This is a genomic window from Streptomyces sp. NPDC001381 (genome assembly GCF_042895685.1).
Taxonomy (GTDB): domain Bacteria; phylum Actinomycetota; class Actinomycetes; order Streptomycetales; family Streptomycetaceae; genus Streptomyces.
Window position 1 is genome coordinate 39193 of the sequence record NZ_JBIAWO010000002.1, and the last position, 16127, is coordinate 55319.

15 protein-coding genes are annotated in these 16127 nt (G+C 73.6%); 11 read left to right on the top strand and 4 right to left on the bottom strand.

The window, feature by feature from the left end; genetic code table 11:
* Positions 1-32 precede the first annotated feature (32 nt).
* The gene (locus ACFY2L_RS07260) at positions 33-1619 is read right to left on the bottom strand and encodes an alpha/beta hydrolase (RefSeq protein ID WP_390658798.1); all 1587 of its coding nucleotides are present in this window, start codon (positions 1617-1619) and stop codon (positions 33-35) included.
* Between the two features lie 144 nt (positions 1620-1763).
* Positions 1764-2807 carry an Rv2578c family radical SAM protein gene (locus ACFY2L_RS07265; RefSeq protein WP_390658797.1) on the bottom strand — a complete coding sequence of 348 codons (1044 nt, stop codon included), beginning with the start codon at positions 2805-2807 and terminating at the stop codon, positions 1764-1766.
* A gap of 201 nt (positions 2808-3008) precedes the next feature.
* Between ACFY2L_RS07265 and ACFY2L_RS07270 the strand changes: the two genes are divergently transcribed.
* From ACFY2L_RS07270 to ACFY2L_RS07315, 10 genes are all read left to right on the top strand, one after another.
* Entirely contained in the window at positions 3009-3452 is a 444-nt protein-coding gene (locus tag ACFY2L_RS07270; protein ID WP_390658796.1) for an SRPBCC family protein, read from the top strand.
* Positions 3453-3766: 314 nt separating this feature from the next.
* Positions 3767-6265, top strand: a complete 2499-nt coding sequence (locus ACFY2L_RS07275) for a SpoIIE family protein phosphatase (RefSeq protein WP_390821732.1) — start codon at positions 3767-3769, stop codon at positions 6263-6265.
* 190 nt (positions 6266-6455) lie between these two features.
* Positions 6456-7181: a class I SAM-dependent methyltransferase gene (locus tag ACFY2L_RS07280; RefSeq protein ID WP_390658794.1), complete on the top strand. Its 726-nt coding sequence runs from the start codon at positions 6456-6458 to the stop codon at positions 7179-7181.
* A 670-nt stretch (positions 7182-7851) separates the two neighbouring features.
* A complete protein-coding gene (locus ACFY2L_RS07285; RefSeq protein ID WP_390658793.1) occupies positions 7852-8130 on the top strand; it encodes a metal-sensitive transcriptional regulator in 279 nt (92 codons plus the stop codon).
* Between the two features lie 310 nt (positions 8131-8440).
* Positions 8441-9274, top strand: a complete 834-nt coding sequence (locus tag ACFY2L_RS07290; protein ID WP_390658792.1) for a M55 family metallopeptidase — start codon at positions 8441-8443, stop codon at positions 9272-9274.
* Between the two features lie 60 nt (positions 9275-9334).
* Positions 9335-10648, top strand: a complete 1314-nt coding sequence (locus ACFY2L_RS07295) for a M20/M25/M40 family metallo-hydrolase (RefSeq protein ID WP_390821733.1) — start codon at positions 9335-9337, stop codon at positions 10646-10648.
* 15 nt (positions 10649-10663) lie between these two features.
* Positions 10664-12817, top strand: a complete 2154-nt coding sequence (locus ACFY2L_RS07300; RefSeq protein ID WP_390821734.1) for a S9 family peptidase — start codon at positions 10664-10666, stop codon at positions 12815-12817.
* A complete protein-coding gene (locus tag ACFY2L_RS07305; RefSeq protein ID WP_390658789.1) occupies positions 12814-13743 on the top strand; it encodes an LD-carboxypeptidase in 930 nt (309 codons plus the stop codon). Before ACFY2L_RS07300 ends, ACFY2L_RS07305 begins: the two co-directional genes overlap by 4 nt.
* Positions 13744-13779: 36 nt before the next feature.
* Positions 13780-14040 carry a DUF1049 domain-containing protein gene (locus tag ACFY2L_RS07310; RefSeq protein WP_390658788.1) on the top strand — a complete coding sequence of 87 codons (261 nt, stop codon included), beginning with the start codon at positions 13780-13782 and terminating at the stop codon, positions 14038-14040.
* A gap of 19 nt (positions 14041-14059) precedes the next feature.
* A complete protein-coding gene (locus ACFY2L_RS07315; protein ID WP_390658787.1) occupies positions 14060-14614 on the top strand; it encodes a GNAT family N-acetyltransferase in 555 nt (184 codons plus the stop codon).
* On the opposite strand, the gene ACFY2L_RS07320 is transcribed toward ACFY2L_RS07315, so the two are convergent.
* Together ACFY2L_RS07320 and ACFY2L_RS07325 are read right to left on the bottom strand one after the other, a co-directional pair.
* A complete protein-coding gene (locus ACFY2L_RS07320) occupies positions 14586-14933 on the bottom strand; it encodes a DUF6204 family protein (protein WP_390821735.1) in 348 nt (115 codons plus the stop codon). The two genes, ACFY2L_RS07315 and ACFY2L_RS07320, sit on opposite strands and share 29 nt — an antisense overlap.
* A 144-nt stretch (positions 14934-15077) precedes the next feature.
* The gene (locus ACFY2L_RS07325; RefSeq protein WP_390658785.1) at positions 15078-15440 is read right to left on the bottom strand and encodes a VOC family protein; all 363 of its coding nucleotides are present in this window, start codon (positions 15438-15440) and stop codon (positions 15078-15080) included.
* A gap of 147 nt (positions 15441-15587) precedes the next feature.
* Between ACFY2L_RS07325 and ACFY2L_RS07330 the strand changes: the two genes are divergently transcribed.
* Positions 15588-16124 carry a phage holin family protein gene (locus ACFY2L_RS07330; protein WP_390821736.1) on the top strand — a complete coding sequence of 179 codons (537 nt, stop codon included), beginning with the start codon at positions 15588-15590 and terminating at the stop codon, positions 16122-16124.
* The last annotated feature ends 3 nt before the right edge of the window (positions 16125-16127 follow it).

Here is a 16127-nt window from a genome sequence, read left to right on the forward strand (position 1 = left end):
GACAACGCCCCCGACGGGCCCGGCGGCCACCCTCAGCCGCGGAAGCCCAGCAGGCCGTGCAGGGCCGAGCCGCGGGCCGTGCGCGCGGTGGCCTCCGAGGCCGGCGGCTTCGGAGCGGGCTGGGCCTCGCACACCGCGTCGACCGGGCCGGTGCCGCGCGGGACCGTGCCGTCGGTCAGATACGCCGCCAGGTGCTCGTCCAGGCAGCTGTTCCCGCTCAGCGTGACGCCGTGGTTCCCGCCGCCCTGTTCGACCACGAAGCTGGAGCCGCGCAGCAGCGCGTGGACCAGCGCGCCGCCCTCGTACGGGGTGGCCGCGTCGTTCGTCGCCTGGAACAGCAGGGCCGGCGGCAGCGCGTCGTTGGCGATGTTCACCGGGCCCCGCGACCTGGTCGGCCAGAACGCGCACGGTGCGTTGTACCAGGCGTTGTTCCAGGCCATGAACGGCGCCTTCCGGTACGCCGCCCAGTTGTCCGAGCGCCACGTGTCCCAGTCGCGCGGCCAGAGCGCGTCACGGCACTGCACCGAGGTGTAGACGCTGTAGCCGTTGTCCCCCGAGGCGTCCACGGCGGCGTAGTCCTCGTAGGCCCGCACCAGCGGATCGGCCTTCCCGTCGTTCACGTACGCCGCGAACGCCTTGGCGAGATGGGGCCAGTAGCCGTCGTAGTAGCCGCCGGGCAGGAAGGTGTCCTCCAGTTCCGCGGCGCCCACCTTGCCGCCGGCCGGCTTCCTGGCGAGCGCCGCCCGCATCGCGTACCACGCGGCCTCGACCTTCTCCGGGTCGCTGCCGAGCCGGTACGTCTTGTCGTACTTGGCGATCCACGCCATCAGAGCGCGGTGGCGGTCGTTGAAGGCGACGTCCTGCGTGAGGTTGGCGTCGTACCAGACGCCCGTGGGGTCGACGATCGAGTCCAGGACCAGGCGCCGTACCCGCTGCGGGTACAGCTTGGCGTAGACCGCGCCGAGGTAGGTGCCGTACGAGTAGCCGAAGTAGTTCAGCCTGGGCGCGCCGGTGGCGGCGCGGATCGCGTCCATGTCGCGTACCGCGCTGACCGTGTCGATGAACGGCAGCACGCGCGCGTACTTCTTGCCGCACGCCTCGGCGAAGGACCGGGCCCGCTCCAGGTTCGCCTTCTCGGTCGCCTCGGTGGCCGGCACGGAGTCCGGGCGCACGGGCCCGAAGTGGCCGGGCCTGCAGTCCAGGGCCGGGGTGCTTCTGCCCACCCCGCGCGGGTCGAAGCCGATGACGTCGTACTGGGCGGCCACCGCCTTCGGCAGCGACGACGCGACGAATCCGGCGAGGGACAGTCCCCGGCCGCCGGGCCCGCCGGGGTTGACCAGCAGCGGCCCCTGGTAGGTCCGCGCGGTGTGCGGGACGCGCGACAGCGCCAGGGTGATCTGCTCCCCGCCCGGGGTGTCGTGGTCCAGCGGCACCTTCAGGGACGCGCACTGGAGCGTCGGCTGGTCGGTGGTGGCGCACTTCTTCCAGTCGAGCTTCGCCGTCGCGGCGGCCGCGGCCGCCGGGGTCGCGGGCGCGGGGGTCGCGCCCGCCGGTACGGCCGTGACGGTCCCGGCCAGGACGACGGCGGTGGCGCACAGCACGGCTGCGCGTGGGTTCAAGGAGTCCTCCCAGGACGGAGGGGGCCGGAGGTGGCCGGGCCGCGTGGCTCACGGCCCTCGCGGCATCGTCCCGGAAAGATCGTCCGGACATTCCTGTTGCGGTGAGAGTTGACCCGATCGGGCGCCGGATGCGCTCGAACGCGCTCAGATCAGGGTGAGCTGGGTCGGCCCGGACGGGGCGGGTTCCTCCGCCCGCTCCGCCGGCCGGATCCGGCGCGGCGTCCCCGCGTGCGCGGGCCCGATGCCGTACTCCTGCGCCAGTTCGTGCACCTGACGGGTGATCCGGCGCTGGTACCACTTGGGGGCGTAGGAGCCGTCCGCGTACAGCCGCTCGTAACGGCGCACCAGGTGCGGGTGGTGCTGTCCCAGCCAGGCCGTGAACCACTCGCGGGCCCCGGGGCGCAGATGCAGCACGAGCGGGGTGACGGACGTGGCCCCCGCCGCCGCTATGGCCCGCACGGTCGCCCGCAGCTGGGCCGGTTCGTCGGAGAGGAACGGGATCACCGGCGCCATCAGCACGCCGACGCCGACGCCCTGCCCGGTGAGGGTCCGTACGACGTCCAGGCGCCGCTCGGGGGACGGGGTGCCCGGCTCCACGGTGCGCCACAGCGCGGTGTCGGTGAAGCCGACCGAGACGGAGATCCCGACGTCGGTCACCTGGGCGGCCTGCTTCAGCAGGTCGAGGTCGCGCAGGATCAGGGTGCCCTTGGTCAGGATGGAGAAGGGATTGGCCCGGTCGCGCAGGGCGGACAGGATGCCCGGCATCAGCCGGTAGCGGCCCTCCGCGCGCTGGTAGCAGTCGACGTTCGTGCCCATCGCCACGTGATCGCCGTGCCAGCGCGGCGAGGCGAGCTGGCGGCGCAGCACCTCGGGTGCGTTCACCTTGACCACGATCTGGGTGTCGAAGCCGATCCCGGTGTCGAGGTCCAGATAGCCGTGGGTCTTGCGGGCGAAGCAGTACACGCACGCGTGCGTGCAGCCACGGTAGGGGTTCACCGTCCATTCGAACGGCATCCGGGAGGCGCCCGGCACCCGGTTGAGGACCGAGCGGGCCCGGACCTCGTGGAAGGTGATCCCGGCGAACTCCGGCGTGTCGAACGTCCGGGTCGTGACCGCGTCCGCGCCGAACAGGGCGGCGTCCGACGCCCGGTCGTGGCGGGACTCCAGGGCGAGGTTCTCCCAGCGCATGACGCCTCCTCGGTAGCACTGAGCCCCACAATAGAACATGTGTTCCCATGATCGTGCGGGTGCGTCTCTGCCTCGGCGTTTCGAGCGCCTTCCGGCCGCTTCCGCGCCCCCGATTTGGGCGGCCGTGGAGCGGGGTGGTTGGCTTGCCTCGCCCGAGCACACCCTGAGCAACCCCGAGCAACACGGACCTGGAGGAACTTCATGGCGCAGGTCGAGGCCACCACCGAGCGGGTCGTCGCTGCGGACCCCGACAAGGTGTTCGACACGCTCGCCGACTACAGCGGCACGCGCGCGAGCCTGCTGCCCGAGCACTTCAGCGAGTACGAGGTGCGCGAGGGCGGCGACGGCGAGGGCACCCTCGTCCACTGGAAGCTCCAGGCCACCAGCAAGCGCGTCCGCGACTGTCTCCTGGAGGTCACCGAGCCGACCGACGGCGAACTGGTCGAGAAGGACCGCAACTCCTCGATGGTCACCGTCTGGCGCGTCACCCCGGCCGGCGAGGGCGCGTCCCGTGTCGTCGTCACCACCACCTGGCAGGGCGCCGGCGGCATCGGCGGCTTCTTCGAGAGGACCTTCGCCCCCAAGGGCCTCGGCCGTATCTACGACGCGATCCTCGACAAGCTCGCCGCCGAGGTCGAGAAGTAGTCCCGGTGGCCTGACCTCCGGGTCCGCCGGCCCCCTTCACCTGTCCGCGTGGCTCCCCCCGACGACCGGTACGGCGCCGCCACTCGTCGCGTCCGCCCGTGTCTCCCGCTTCCCGCGGGGAGCGCGCGGCAGGTGCGACGAGGGCGACGCGCAGCCCGGCCACGAGGGCCGGGAAGCCATCGCGGCGCACGGCGTACCCCGGAGCGCGCCGGTGAAACCAATTCCAGGATTGCCGCACATCCCGAGCGGTACGCGCCGTACGGTTGGTGCTGCGGACAGATCTTGCACAGCTCTGGGGAGAGAGGGCCTGGGCCATGGACCGTGGCACCGACAGGGACGCACCTCCCGGCCGCGGAGCGGGCAGTGGGGCGGCGGACGCCGGCGCCGGGCGCATGCCGCTGGCCGTGGTCGTCGTCGACCGCGACGGCCTCGTCTCCCACTGGAGCACCGGCGCACGCCGGCTCTTCGGCGTCGCCAAGGAGGAGGCGATCGGCGCACCCGCCATCGACCTGCTCCCCGTCTCCGGCGCCCTCCCCGAGCCCGACGACGACCTTCCGCACGGCTCGTACGGGGAGTTCGGGGCCTACGACGGACTGGGCCCCGGTCTGGAGTCCTCCCTCGACCGCGGACTGAGCTACCCGGCCGCGGGACGCGCCCGCCTCACCGTGCCGGACCGGGACCGCCACCGGGTCGACGTCCTGTGGTGGGCCTACCCCCTCGTCGGACCGGGCCCTGAGCGGCTGCTCGTCCTCGCCGCCGACGCCGCCACCCTGCACCGGGAACAGCCGGCGACATCCCCGGACCCGCTCGCCGTCGAGCGCATCGCGCCCGGCTTCGCCCTGCACACCGACTTCCCCGGCGCCGAGGAACTGGCCCGCAGACTGCCCGAGATCCTGCCCAGCATGAGCGTCGGCGAGAGCGCCCGCATCGTCGCCCAGGTCCTCGAACTCGGCTACCCCGTGCTGGAGTTCAGCCAGAACGACCGGGTGCCGGTCACCCCCGACTGGGGTGTGGCCCGGCGCGTCGAGCGCAAGGCCCGTCGTGAGCGGGCCGTCCGCGCCGCCGCCGAGGGACTGCCCGTCACACCGGAGCTCGCCGACGAACGCGAGGACCTCGAGTACGCCGCCGTGCGCGAGCGCCTGGAGTTCCTCAACGAGGTCAGCGGAAGGATCGGCACCTCCCTGGACCTCTCCCGCACGATCACCGAGGTCAGCAAGGCCGTCGTCCCCCGCTTCACCGACGTCGCCGGCACCTATCTGCGCGAACAGGTCGTCGCCGGCGAGGGATTCGCGGAGGGCGTGCCCGACACCACGACCATGTGGCACCGGGTGGCGGTCGAGCACACCGACGAACCCGGCCGCTGGGACGACGTCGTCCCGGTCGGCGAGGCCATGCCCTTTCCGGCCCACACCCCGTTCTTCCAGTGCATGACCACCGGCGAACCCGTCCTCGTGCCGCGCATCAGCGAGCAGATGGGCCACGCCATCGCCTCGCAGTTCGAGAAACGCGACATCCGGCCCCTCATCACCGGCCGCTCCATGCTCGTCGTCCCGCTGAAGGCCCGGAACGTCGTCCTCGGCTTCATGATCCTGCTGCGCCACCCCGAGCGCGCCGAGTTCAACGACATGGACCGGGTCACCGGAGCCGAACTCGCCGCCCGCGCCGGCCTCGTGCTCGACAACGCGCGCATGTACACCTACCAGGAGAGCGTCGCCGAGACCCTCCAGGACAGCATGCTGCCGCACATCCCGCCGCGCATGGCGGGCTGCGACATCGCCACCCGCTACCTGCCCGGCACCCTGCTCGGGCGGGTCGGCGGCGACTGGTTCGACTCCGTGAAACTCCCCGGCGCACGCACCGCCCTCGTCGTCGGCGACGTCATGGGCCACGGCCTCAACTCGGCCGCGATGATGGGCCAGTTGAGAACGGCCGTGCAGACCATGGCCGCCCTCGACCTGCCGCCCGCCCAACTCCTGCGCAACCTCGACGACCTGGCGCAACGGCTCGGCGACACCTACCTCGCCACCTGCCTGTACGCCGTCTACGACCCCATCGCGAGCGAACTCCACCTCGCCAACGCGGGCCACATCCCGCCGGTGCTGGTCCGCGCCGTCGACGGCCGCAGCGAACTGCTCGACCTGCCCACCGGGGCGCCCATCGGAGTGGGCGGGGTGCCCTTCGAGGCGGTACGCGTACGCGTGGAACCCGGCGACCGGCTGGTGATGTGCACCGACGGCCTGGTGGAGGTGCGCGGCGAGGACATCGGCGCGGGCCTGGCGACCCTGTGCGAGTCCGCCGCGCACCCGGCCGCCTCCATGGACGACGCCTGTGACACCATCATCCGCGCCCTCGCCGCGACGTTCTCGAAGGCGGGCCGCGGTGGCCGCAAGGACGACGTGGCCCTGCTCATGGCCCGCCTCAACGGCATCGAACCCGACGACGTGGCCGAGTGGCGCTTCCGTCTCGACCCGGCCGAGGCCGCCCGGGCCCGCGCGGCGGTCCGCGAACAACTCCACGACTGGGGCCTGGCGAAACTCGCCCACACCGCCGAACTGATGGTGAGCGAAATCGTCACCAACGCCCTGCGGCACTCCCACCGGCAGCCCGTCACCCTGCGGCTGGTGCGCGGGGAGACACTGCTGTGCGAGGTGGACGACGACGACCACGAACTGCCGACCCTGCTGAGCGCCGGGCCCGAGGACGAGAGCGGGCGGGGCCTGCGGGTGGTGAGCACGCTGGCCAGGGAGTGGGGGACCAGCCGCACGGGCGCCGGGAAGTCGGTGTGGTTCGAGCTCACGCTGCCACGGCGCTGAGCGGCCTCGAAGAGCCTCACGGACAGCGGTTCCCGCACCCACCCGGGCCGTGCGGGGCGCACAACGGCGTACGGTTCCGGAACGAGGCGTGAAGGAAGACGCACCGCGCTTGTAGCGGCGCCGTGGGAGCGATAGACCGTACTCGCCCGTCACTTACGGCGGATCGGCCTCGCACCCCGGGGAGCTGTGCATGAGCGTGACGATGCGGTACCGAGAAGCCTGGGAGGGCTTCTGGCGGGAGGCCCCCGACGACCCGGGCGCGGTCTTCTGGGACGCCGATCCCAAGGTCACCGCCGCCCGCCACCTCGCCCTCTTCGAGCCCCGTCTCGCCGACGCCGGGCTGCCCCTAGTCGACCTCGGCTGCGGCAACGGCACCCAGACCCGGTTCCTCGCCGACCGCTTCCGGCAGGTCGTCGGCGTCGACCTGGCCGCCGCCGCACTCGACCACGCCCGGCGCGCCGACCCCGCCGGACAGGCGACGTACCGGCTGCTGGACGCGGCCGAGCGGGGCGCCGCCGAGACCCTGCACGCCGAACTCGGGGACGCCAACGTCTACATGCGGGGCGTCCTGCACCAGTGCGAGCCCGCCGACCGGCAGCCGCTGGTCGACGGGATCGCCGAGCTGCTCGGCGAGCGGGGCCGGGTCTTCCTCGTCGAACTGTCCGAGGCCGCCCGTCCCGTCCTCGGCGGTCTGGCCCAGGGCCCGGCCGGTCCGCCCCCGAAACTCGCGCCGATCTTCCGCCACGGCATAGCCCCCGGCGAGGTCGCCGACGACGCCGTGCCGGGCCTCCTCCGTGCGGCGGGGCTCACCGTCCTCGCGAGCGGTGAACTCCCGCTCATCACCACCGAGTCCGCGCCGGACGGCACCCGGATCGAACTGCCGTCGAAGTGGCTGGTGGCGGGGCGGCCCGGCTGACCTCGGAGCACATCAGGCGATGAGCCGCCGCGCCGAGTCCACCTCGAACCAGACGGCGCCCACCGGCGGGCCGGCCGCGCGGACGCCGGGCGACGGGGCGACGGGGTGACGGGGCGACGGGGGGCGATGAGTCTCCGGGACTCCGGAACGACGGGGCGGCCGTGCCGCGAGTGTCGGTCGCGCCGGAGAACGCCGGGCCGTCGCTGGTGAGCCCGGACAGCCGACGCGCGGGCGCCCGCGTCACCCGCGTCACCCGCGCCACCCGCGACGACCTGGGAGCCGGCGACGAGGCGGACCGGATGGTACGGCGGCCATGGTGGGCGGGCGCGCGCCGAGCGGAAGCGGGGCGCACGCCGGGCGCAGGCCGGGTTCTCGGCGGCGTGCCCGGCGGCGGCCTGCCCAGGCACTCGTGCCGCCGCCCTCCGGCGCGGCCGTCGGCCTCACGGGTCCGGCAAGCCGTGCGCAGCCCTGGGCGGACCGGGCCCGGAGGCGCATACGATCAGCAGGAGACGCCGCCCGCGCGTCCGCCGCAGGGCGGGAGCAGCCTCGTCGAGCCGGTCCAGCGGCACCGCGAGTTCGCCTCCGGGACCAGGTCACGGAACAGAACGCCTCTCCGGGTTGTTCTCTCGCAAGGGTACGATACCCGTGGGGGTATGAAAGAGGAGGAAGTGTGCAACTCGACATGTCGGCCGAGGAGCTGAAGTCGGCGCTCAACCGGCTGCGGCGCGCTCAGGGCCAGCTCGCGGGCGTGATCCGGATGATCGAGGAGGGCCGGGACTGCGAGGACGTGGTCACCCAGCTCGCGGCGGTCTCCCGGGCCCTGGACCGGGCCGGTTTCGCGATCATCGCGACCGGGCTGGAGCAGTGCATGACCAGCGAGGACCCGGAGGTCCGGGACTCCGCGCAGATGCGCGGCCGCCTGGAGAAGCTGTTCCTGTCGCTGGCCTGACCCGGGCCCGACCTGCCCGCCGGTGGCGGGCCCACCCGCAGCGGTGCACCGGGGGTCTTCGGTGCGCGGCCGCCAGGGGCCCGGGTCGCCGGCGCTGTGGGTACGCTCTGGCCGCCCATCCCGTCCGGCAGCCGGGACAGGGGCGCTTCGCCGCCGCGGCCACCGGCCGGGCCGACCTCGTCGCCCCCCGCACACCGGCCCCGGCGCGCTGTACCCCCCGCTCCCCGGGCAACCGTGAGGGGGCCCGTTAGGCTCGAAAATCTCCTGGAGACGCCGGAGAGACCGGAGTCGGACAGAACGGGGCCCGGACGTGAAGATTCTGATCAGCGCCGACATGGAGGGCGCCACCGGCGTCACCTGGCCGGCCGACGTGCTGCCGGGGACCCCGCAGTGGGAACGCTGCCGGTCGATGTTCACCTCGGACGTCAACGCGGCCGTGCACGGCTTCTTCGCCGGCGGCGCCGACGAGGTGCTGATCAACGAGGCCCACTGGACCATGCGCAACCTCCTCCTCGAACGGCTCGACGAACGGGCCGAGATGCTCACCGGCCGGCACAAGTCCCTCTCCATGGTGGAAGGCGTGCAGTACGGCGACGTGGACGGCATCGCCTTCGTCGGCTACCACGCCGGCGCCGGAATGGAAGGCGTCCTCGCCCACACCTACCTCGCCAACTCCATCACCGGCGTCTGGCTGGACGACGTCCGCGCCAGCGAGGGCCTGCTCAACGCGCACGTGGCCGCCGAGTACGGCGTCCCGGTCGTTCTCGTCACCGGCGACGACGTGGCCTGCGAGGACGCCCTCGGCTACGCGCCCGAGGCGCTGAAGGTCGCCGTCAAGGACCACGTCTCCCGGTACGCCGCCGTCTGCCGTACACCCGCCCGCACCGCCGCCGACATCCGGGCGGCCGCGCAGGAGGCGGCCTCCCTCGCGGTGCGCCGGGACCCCGTCCACGGCGGACCGCACACGGTCGCCGTCGAGTTCGACGCCGAGCACCTCGCGATGGCCGCCACCGTCGTACCCGGCGTGGCGCGCACCGGCGAACGTAGGATCGTCTACACCAGCGGCACGATGTACGAGGGCATCCGTACCTTCAAAGCGGTCACCACCGTCGTCTCGGCCGCGATCGAGGAGCAGTACGGCTGAACGGCGGGACCGGGAAACAGGACCGGGACGCCGGGCGGAACGGCCGGGAAGAGGAGAGGGATGGCTGACGCGCAGGCACGGGACGAGGTCGTCCGCTTCACCTCCGACCTCATCCGGATCGACACCACCAACCGGGGCGGCGGCGACTGCCGGGAGCGGCCCGCCGCCGAGTACGCGGCCGCGCGACTGGCCGACGCGGGCATCGAACCGGCCCTCCTGGAACGCACCCCCGGACGCACCAACGTCGTCGCCCGCATCCCGGGCACCGACCCGTCCGCGGACGCGCTGCTCCTCCACGGCCACCTGGACGTCGTCCCCGCCGAGGCCGCCGACTGGACCGTGCACCCCTTCTCCGGGGAGATCCGCGACGGAGTGGTGTGGGGACGCGGCGCCGTCGACATGAAGAACATGGACGCGATGATCCTGGCCGTGGTGCGCGCCTGGGCGCGGCAGGGCGTACGGCCCCGCCGCGACCTCGTCCTCGCCTTCACCGCCGACGAGGAGGCCAGCGCCGAGGACGGCGCCGGGTTCCTCGCCGACCGGCACGCCGCACTGTTCGAGGGGTGCACGGAAGCCGTCGGCGAGTCCGGGGCGTTCACCTTCCACGACGGCGCCGGCCGCGAGATCTACCCGATCGCCGCGGGGGAGCGCGGCACCGGCTGGCTCAGGCTCACCGCGCGCGGGCGCGCCGGACACGGCTCCAAGGTCAACCGGGACAACGCCGTCACCCGGCTGGCCGCCGCCGTCGCCCGGATCGGTGAACACGAGTGGCCGCTCCGCCTCACCCCGACCGTCCGCGCCGCCCTCACCGAACTCGCCGCCCTCTACGGCATCGAGCCCGTACTCGACGACCCCGACGCCGTGGACACCCTGCTGAAGAAGCTCGGCCCGGCGGCCTCCCTCGTCGAGGCGACGGTCCGCAACAGCGCCAACCCGACCATGCTGGAAGCCGGTTACAAGCTCAACGTCATCCCCGGCGAGGCCGTCGCCCACGTCGACGGACGGTATCTCTGGGGCACCGAGGACGAGTTCCGCGCGACCCTCGACGAACTCACCGGCCCCGACGTGAACTGGGAGTTCCGCCACCACTCGGTCGCCCTCCAGGCGCCGGTGGACACCCCGCTGTACGCCCGTATGCGGGCCGCCGTCGAGGAGTTCGCACCCGAGGGGCACGTCGTGCCGTACTGCATGTCCGGCGGCACCGACGCCAAGCAGTTCTCCCGCCTCGGCATCACCGCCTACGGCTTCGCACCGCTGAAGCTGCCCGAGGGCTTCGACTACCAGGCCCTCTTCCACGGCGTCGACGAACGCGTCCCCGTCGAAGCCCTGCACTTCGGCGTCGACGTCCTCGACCGCTTCCTGCGCACGGCCTAGACGAGCGGGGAGAACGTGCAGATCCTGCCGTACGGTTCCTGGCCCTCACCCCTCGACGCGCACCTCGCCGCCACGCACGACGGACGGCCCGAGTACGTCGGCTTCGTCGGCGACGAGGTGTGGTGGACCGCGCCCCGCCCCACCGAGGAGGGCCGGCGCACCCTGGTGCGACGGCATCCGGACGGCACCCAGGAGTCGTTCCTCCCGCCCCCGTGGAACGTGCGCAGCCGGGTCGTCGAGTACGGCGGACAGCCGTGGGTGGGAGCCGCGTTGGAGGACGGCCCCCTGGTCGTGTTCGTGCACTTCGACGACCAGCGGCTGTACGCCTGCGAGTCCGGCTCCGCCCCCCGGCCCCTGACCCCCGTCTCCACGCTCGGCGGCGGACTGCGCTGGGCGGAGCCGCAGTTGCTGCTCGACCGGGGGGAAGTCTGGTGCGTCCTGGAGGAGTTCACCGGCACCGGCCCCACTGACGTGCGCCGGGTCCTGGCCGCCGTACCCCTGGACGGCTCGGCCGCCGACGACCGGAGCGCCGTACGCGAACTCACCGACGGCCGGCACCGATTCCTCACCGGAGCGCGTCTCTCGCCCGACGGCCGCCGGGCCGCCTGGCTGGCCTGGGACCACCCCCGGATGCCGTGGGACGGCACGGAGGTGCTCGTCGCCGACGTCTCGCCGGACGGGACGCTGAGCGGCGCGCGGGTGGTGGCCGGCGGGCCGGAGGAGTCGATCGCGCAGGTGGACTGGCAGCGGTCGGCGCGCGGCGGTATGCAATACGCGGACGACGGTAGGCGGTACGCGGGCGACGACAGCCGGTACGCGGACGATCGTATGCGGTCCGCGGACGGTCGTATGCGGTCGCCGAGTGAGGGTATGCAGTCCACCGTCGGCGACGCGCAGTCCGCTGACGACCGTATGCGGTCCACCGTGAACGGCCCACACCTCCCCGCCGACCGTCTTCTGTATACAAGCGACCGCACCGGCTGGTGGAACCTCTACCGCGACCACGAGCCCGTCTGCCCCCGTGAGGAGGAGTTCGGCGGCGCCCTGTGGAAGCTCGGGCACCGCTGGTTCGCGCCGCTGGACAACGGGCTCGTCGCGGTCGTGCACGGCCGGGGCGCCACCGCGCTCGGGATCCTCGATCCGGAGACCGGGGAGCTGGTCGACGCGGCCGGGCCGTGGACGGAGTTCGCGTCCACCCTGGCCGTGCGGGGGGACCGGGTGGTCGCCGTCGCGGCCAGTCCGCGCAGCGCCTACGAGGTGGTGGAGCTGGACGCCCGCACCGGCCGGGCCCGGGTGATCGGGGCCGCGCACGACGACGCGGTGGACCCGGCGTACTATCCGGAGCCGCAGATCCGCACCTTCGCCGGACCCGACGGGCGCGACATCCACGCGCACGTCTACCCGCCCCACCATCCGGCCTGCGCGGCCCCCGGGCACGAACTGCCGCCCTACGTCGTGTGGGCGCACGGCGGCCCCACCGACCGGGCGCCGCTCGTGCTGGACCTGGAGATCGCCTACTTCACCTCCCGGGGCATCGGTGTCGCCGAGGTCAACTACGGGGGGTCGACCGGATACGGGCGGGAGTACCGGGAGCGGCTGCGCGAGCAGTGGGGGGTGGTCGACGTCGAGGACTGCGCGGCCGTCGCCCGTGCCCTCGCCGACGAGGGGACCGCCGACCGCGGCCGACTGGCGATCCGGGGCGGCAGCGCGGGCGGCTGGACCGCCGCCGCCTCGCTGACCGGCACCGACGTGTACGCCTGCGGCACGATCCGCTACCCCGTGCTGGACCTGCTGGGCTGGGCGACCGGCGAGACGCACGACCTGGAGTCGCGCTACCTGGACACGCTGGTCGGGCCGCTCGCGGAGGTGCCCGCCCGGTACGCGGAGCGCTCGCCGCTGGAGCACGCCGAGCGCATCGCCGTACCGTTTCTGCTGCTCCAGGGCCTGGACGACGTGATCTGTCCGCCCGCGCAGTGCGAGCGGTTCCTGGCCCGGCTGGCGGGGCGGAGGGTCCGGGCGCCCCACGCCTATCTCGCGTTCGAGGGGGAGGGGCACGGGTTCCGGCGGGCGGAGACGACGGTGCGCGCGCTGGAGGCGGAGCTGTCGCTGTACGCTCAGGTGTTCGGGCTGCGTCCGCCCGGTATCCCCACCCTGGAGCTCGTGCAGTGAAGGACCTCGTCCGGCCGTCCCGGCTGGCCCCCGGCGCCCGCGTCGCCGTCGTCGCCCCCAGCGGACCCGTGGCGGAGGAGCGGCTGCAGGCCGGGCTCGACCTGCTGCGCGGCTGGGACCTCGACCCGGTGGCCGCGCCCCACGTCCTGGACCGGCACCCCGGCCTCGGCCACCTCGCGGGCACGGACGCCGACCGGGCCGCCGACCTCCAGCGCGCCTGGTGCGACCCCGCGGTCGACGCCGTGCTGTGCGCCCGCGGCGGATACGGCGCCCAGCGCGTGGTCGACCTGCTCGACTGGGAGGCGATGCGGGCGGCCGGACCGAAGGTGTTCGTCGGCTTCAGCGACAACACCACGCTCCACGAGGCGTTCGCCGTGCGCCTCGGCCTGGTCACGCTCTACGGACCGGTGGCCGCCGGCATCGACTTCGTCAAGAACGCCCGCGCCCAGGAACACCTCAGGGCCACCCTCTTCACCCCCGAGACCGTCCGCACCCTCGGCTCCCCGACCCCGGCACCGGCCCTCGCCCCGGGCCGTGCGCGGGGCGTCACCCTCGGCGGCTGTCTGACCCTCCTCACCACCGGACACGGCACCCCGCACACCCGGCCCGGCGCGCGCGGCGGGCTGCTGATGATCGAGGACGTGGGGGAGCGGCCGTACGCCGTGGACCGTGCCCTCACCCAGCTCCTGCGCACCGGCTGGCTGGACGGCGTCGCCGGGATCGCGCTCGGGTCCTGGGAGCGCTGCGGACCCTACGAGGAGCTGCGGCCGGTGTTCGCCGACCGGCTCGGCGGCCTCGGCGTGCCGGTCGTCGAGGAACTCGGGTTCGGCCACTGCGAGGGCGCGCTGACCGTGCCCTTCGGGGTGAACGCCGAACTCGACGCGGACGCGGGCACGCTGACCCTGGACGAGCCCGCCCTGCGCTGACGTGCGGGACAGCGGTTCACGGCCCACCCTGGACGTATGAGCCCGAAGACCTCGAAGTACTCGACGACCTCCGGGACCCGCCACCGGTCCGGTGGCTGGCGCGAGGCGATGACGCCCGGCCGGATCGTCGTCCTGGTGCTCGCCGCGCTCGCCCTGGTCTTCATCTTCGAGAACACCCAGGAGACCGAGATCAGGCTGCTGATCCCCGTGGTGACCATGCCGCTGTGGGCGGCCCTGCTCGCCACCGGGCTCGTCGGCGCGCTGTGCGGAGCCTATTTCGTGGGCCGCCGTCGCTGACCGGCCGTAGGCTGGCCGGATGCCGCACTCCGCCTCCCGCTACCTCGCCGAGGGCCCTCGCGTCGGGATACGTCACTTCACGTACGCGGACGGGGCCGAGTTCACCGCCCGGGTCCGCGAGAGCAAGGACCTGCACCACCCGTGGCTGTTCCCGCCGGCCACCCCCGAGGCGTACACCGCCTACGCGGGACGGCTGATCGAGGACCCCGCCAAAGCCGGGTTCCTGGTCTGCGAGAAGGAGCGCGGGGCCGCCCTCGCGGGGTTCATCAACATCAACAACATCGTCCAGGGCGGCTTCCAGTGCGGCGCGCTGGGCTACGGCGCCTTCGCGCACGCGGCCGGCCGCGGACTGATGCGCGAGGGCCTCGACCTCGTCGTGGGGTACGCGTTCGGGCCGATGCGGCTGCACCGGCTGGAGATCAACGTGCAGCCCGGGAACGCGGCGTCGATCGCCCTCGCCCGGGCCTGCGGGTTCCGGCTGGAGGGCTTCTCCCCGAAGATGATCCACATCGACGGGGAGTGGCGCGACCACGAGCGGTGGGCGATCACCGCCGAGCTGCGGACTTCCGGTTGATCTTCATGGTGTCGAGGTCCGTCACGGTCGACTTCAGCCCGGTGAAGCCGTAGCCCCGCTCCCGCAGCGCCGTCTCCGCGCGCTCCTCCGCGAGCGCGCCCGCCATCTCCTCGCCGTCCGCCGCGTCCGACACCACCACATAGCGCATCGAGAAGTGCTTCAGCGGGCGCGGCTCGTACGACAGCGTGCCCTCCTCGGTGAAGCGCATGCTGGTCAGGCCGTGGCCGTCGGCCTCGGCGAGCAGCCGGGCCCGGGCCTCGTCGGTGAGGCCGTCCCAGGTACCCCGGACGATCACCCGGTAGGTGTGCCGCTCGCTCACGTTCGCTCCTCGCTCGACCCGTCGGACGGTCGAGGGTACGTCGGCGGGGGCGCGGCGCACACGGAATTCCGTGGTGCGCGACGCCCCTCGACCCCGGGCCCCGCACCCGCCCGCGCCGGGCGCGGTCCCGGCGGGAACCAGGCCCTAAGCGGTGTCCTCGGCGGGGCGGCGGTCCACGTACTCGTACACCGAGCCGTCCGGGTGACGGGCGATCAGGTTGCGGCCCGCCGGGGTCGCCACCGGGCCCGCGACGACGTCCGCGCCGAGCTCGGTAAGGGTCTTGTGGGCCTCGTCGACGTCGGCCACGGCGATCGTCGCGGCCACCTTGCGCAGCACCTCCAGCTCCGCCTCGGGCCCGCTCATCAGGAGGAAGCAGCCGACCGCGGCCACTTCCACACCGCCGCGTCCGAAGCGGAGTGCTCTGGTGCCCGCGAGCCGCTCGTAGAAGGAGACCGAGGCCTCCAGATCGTCGACACACACCCGCAGCGTGGCTCCCAGAATGTCCATGGCCGCGAGCCTAGTTGGGCCGGCCGGAGGGTGGCGATCCCCTCACCCGATCCCCTTCGCGCCCTCTCGCCCTCCGTCCGTCGCCCCTCCGCCGGGCGCCCGTCGGCCCCGGCGTTACGGGCCCGCGACGGCGGGTACCCGGCCGCCATGGAGCGCATGGATCATCTGGAGCATCTGGACAAGCACCTCGTCGAAGAGCTGGCGCAGGTGGCGCGCAAGACGATCCGCGACGAGCTGCGGGAGCAGACCCGCAGGCAGCGCCGCAAGGCCACGCTGTACGCGGCGTCCGGCGCGGTCGCCCTCTACGCGGGCGCGGCCCTCGCGGTCGCCCTGGGCCTCGCCCTCGACATCGGTCTGCCCGGCTGGGCCGCCGCACTGATCACCGCGGCGATCCTGGGCGCCGTGGCGTACGCGCTGCGGGGCGCCGCCCGGCCGCACGGGCCCGCCCGGCCCGGCGGCGAGGCAGGGCTGAGCCACGCCGCACAGCAGGCGGGACACGGCCCCGTCGCCGGCGGACTGCCGCCGGCCGGGCCCGCAGCCGGTGTCGGCTCGCCGTACCCGCCGATGCCGCCCACCGCGCCCACCACGCCTCCCGCGCCCGGCGTGCCCGGCGCGCGGGGGCCGGAAGCGGGTACGGCGCGGGGTGACGACATCGACCCCGAGATCCCGCACCACCGGGCGTGATGC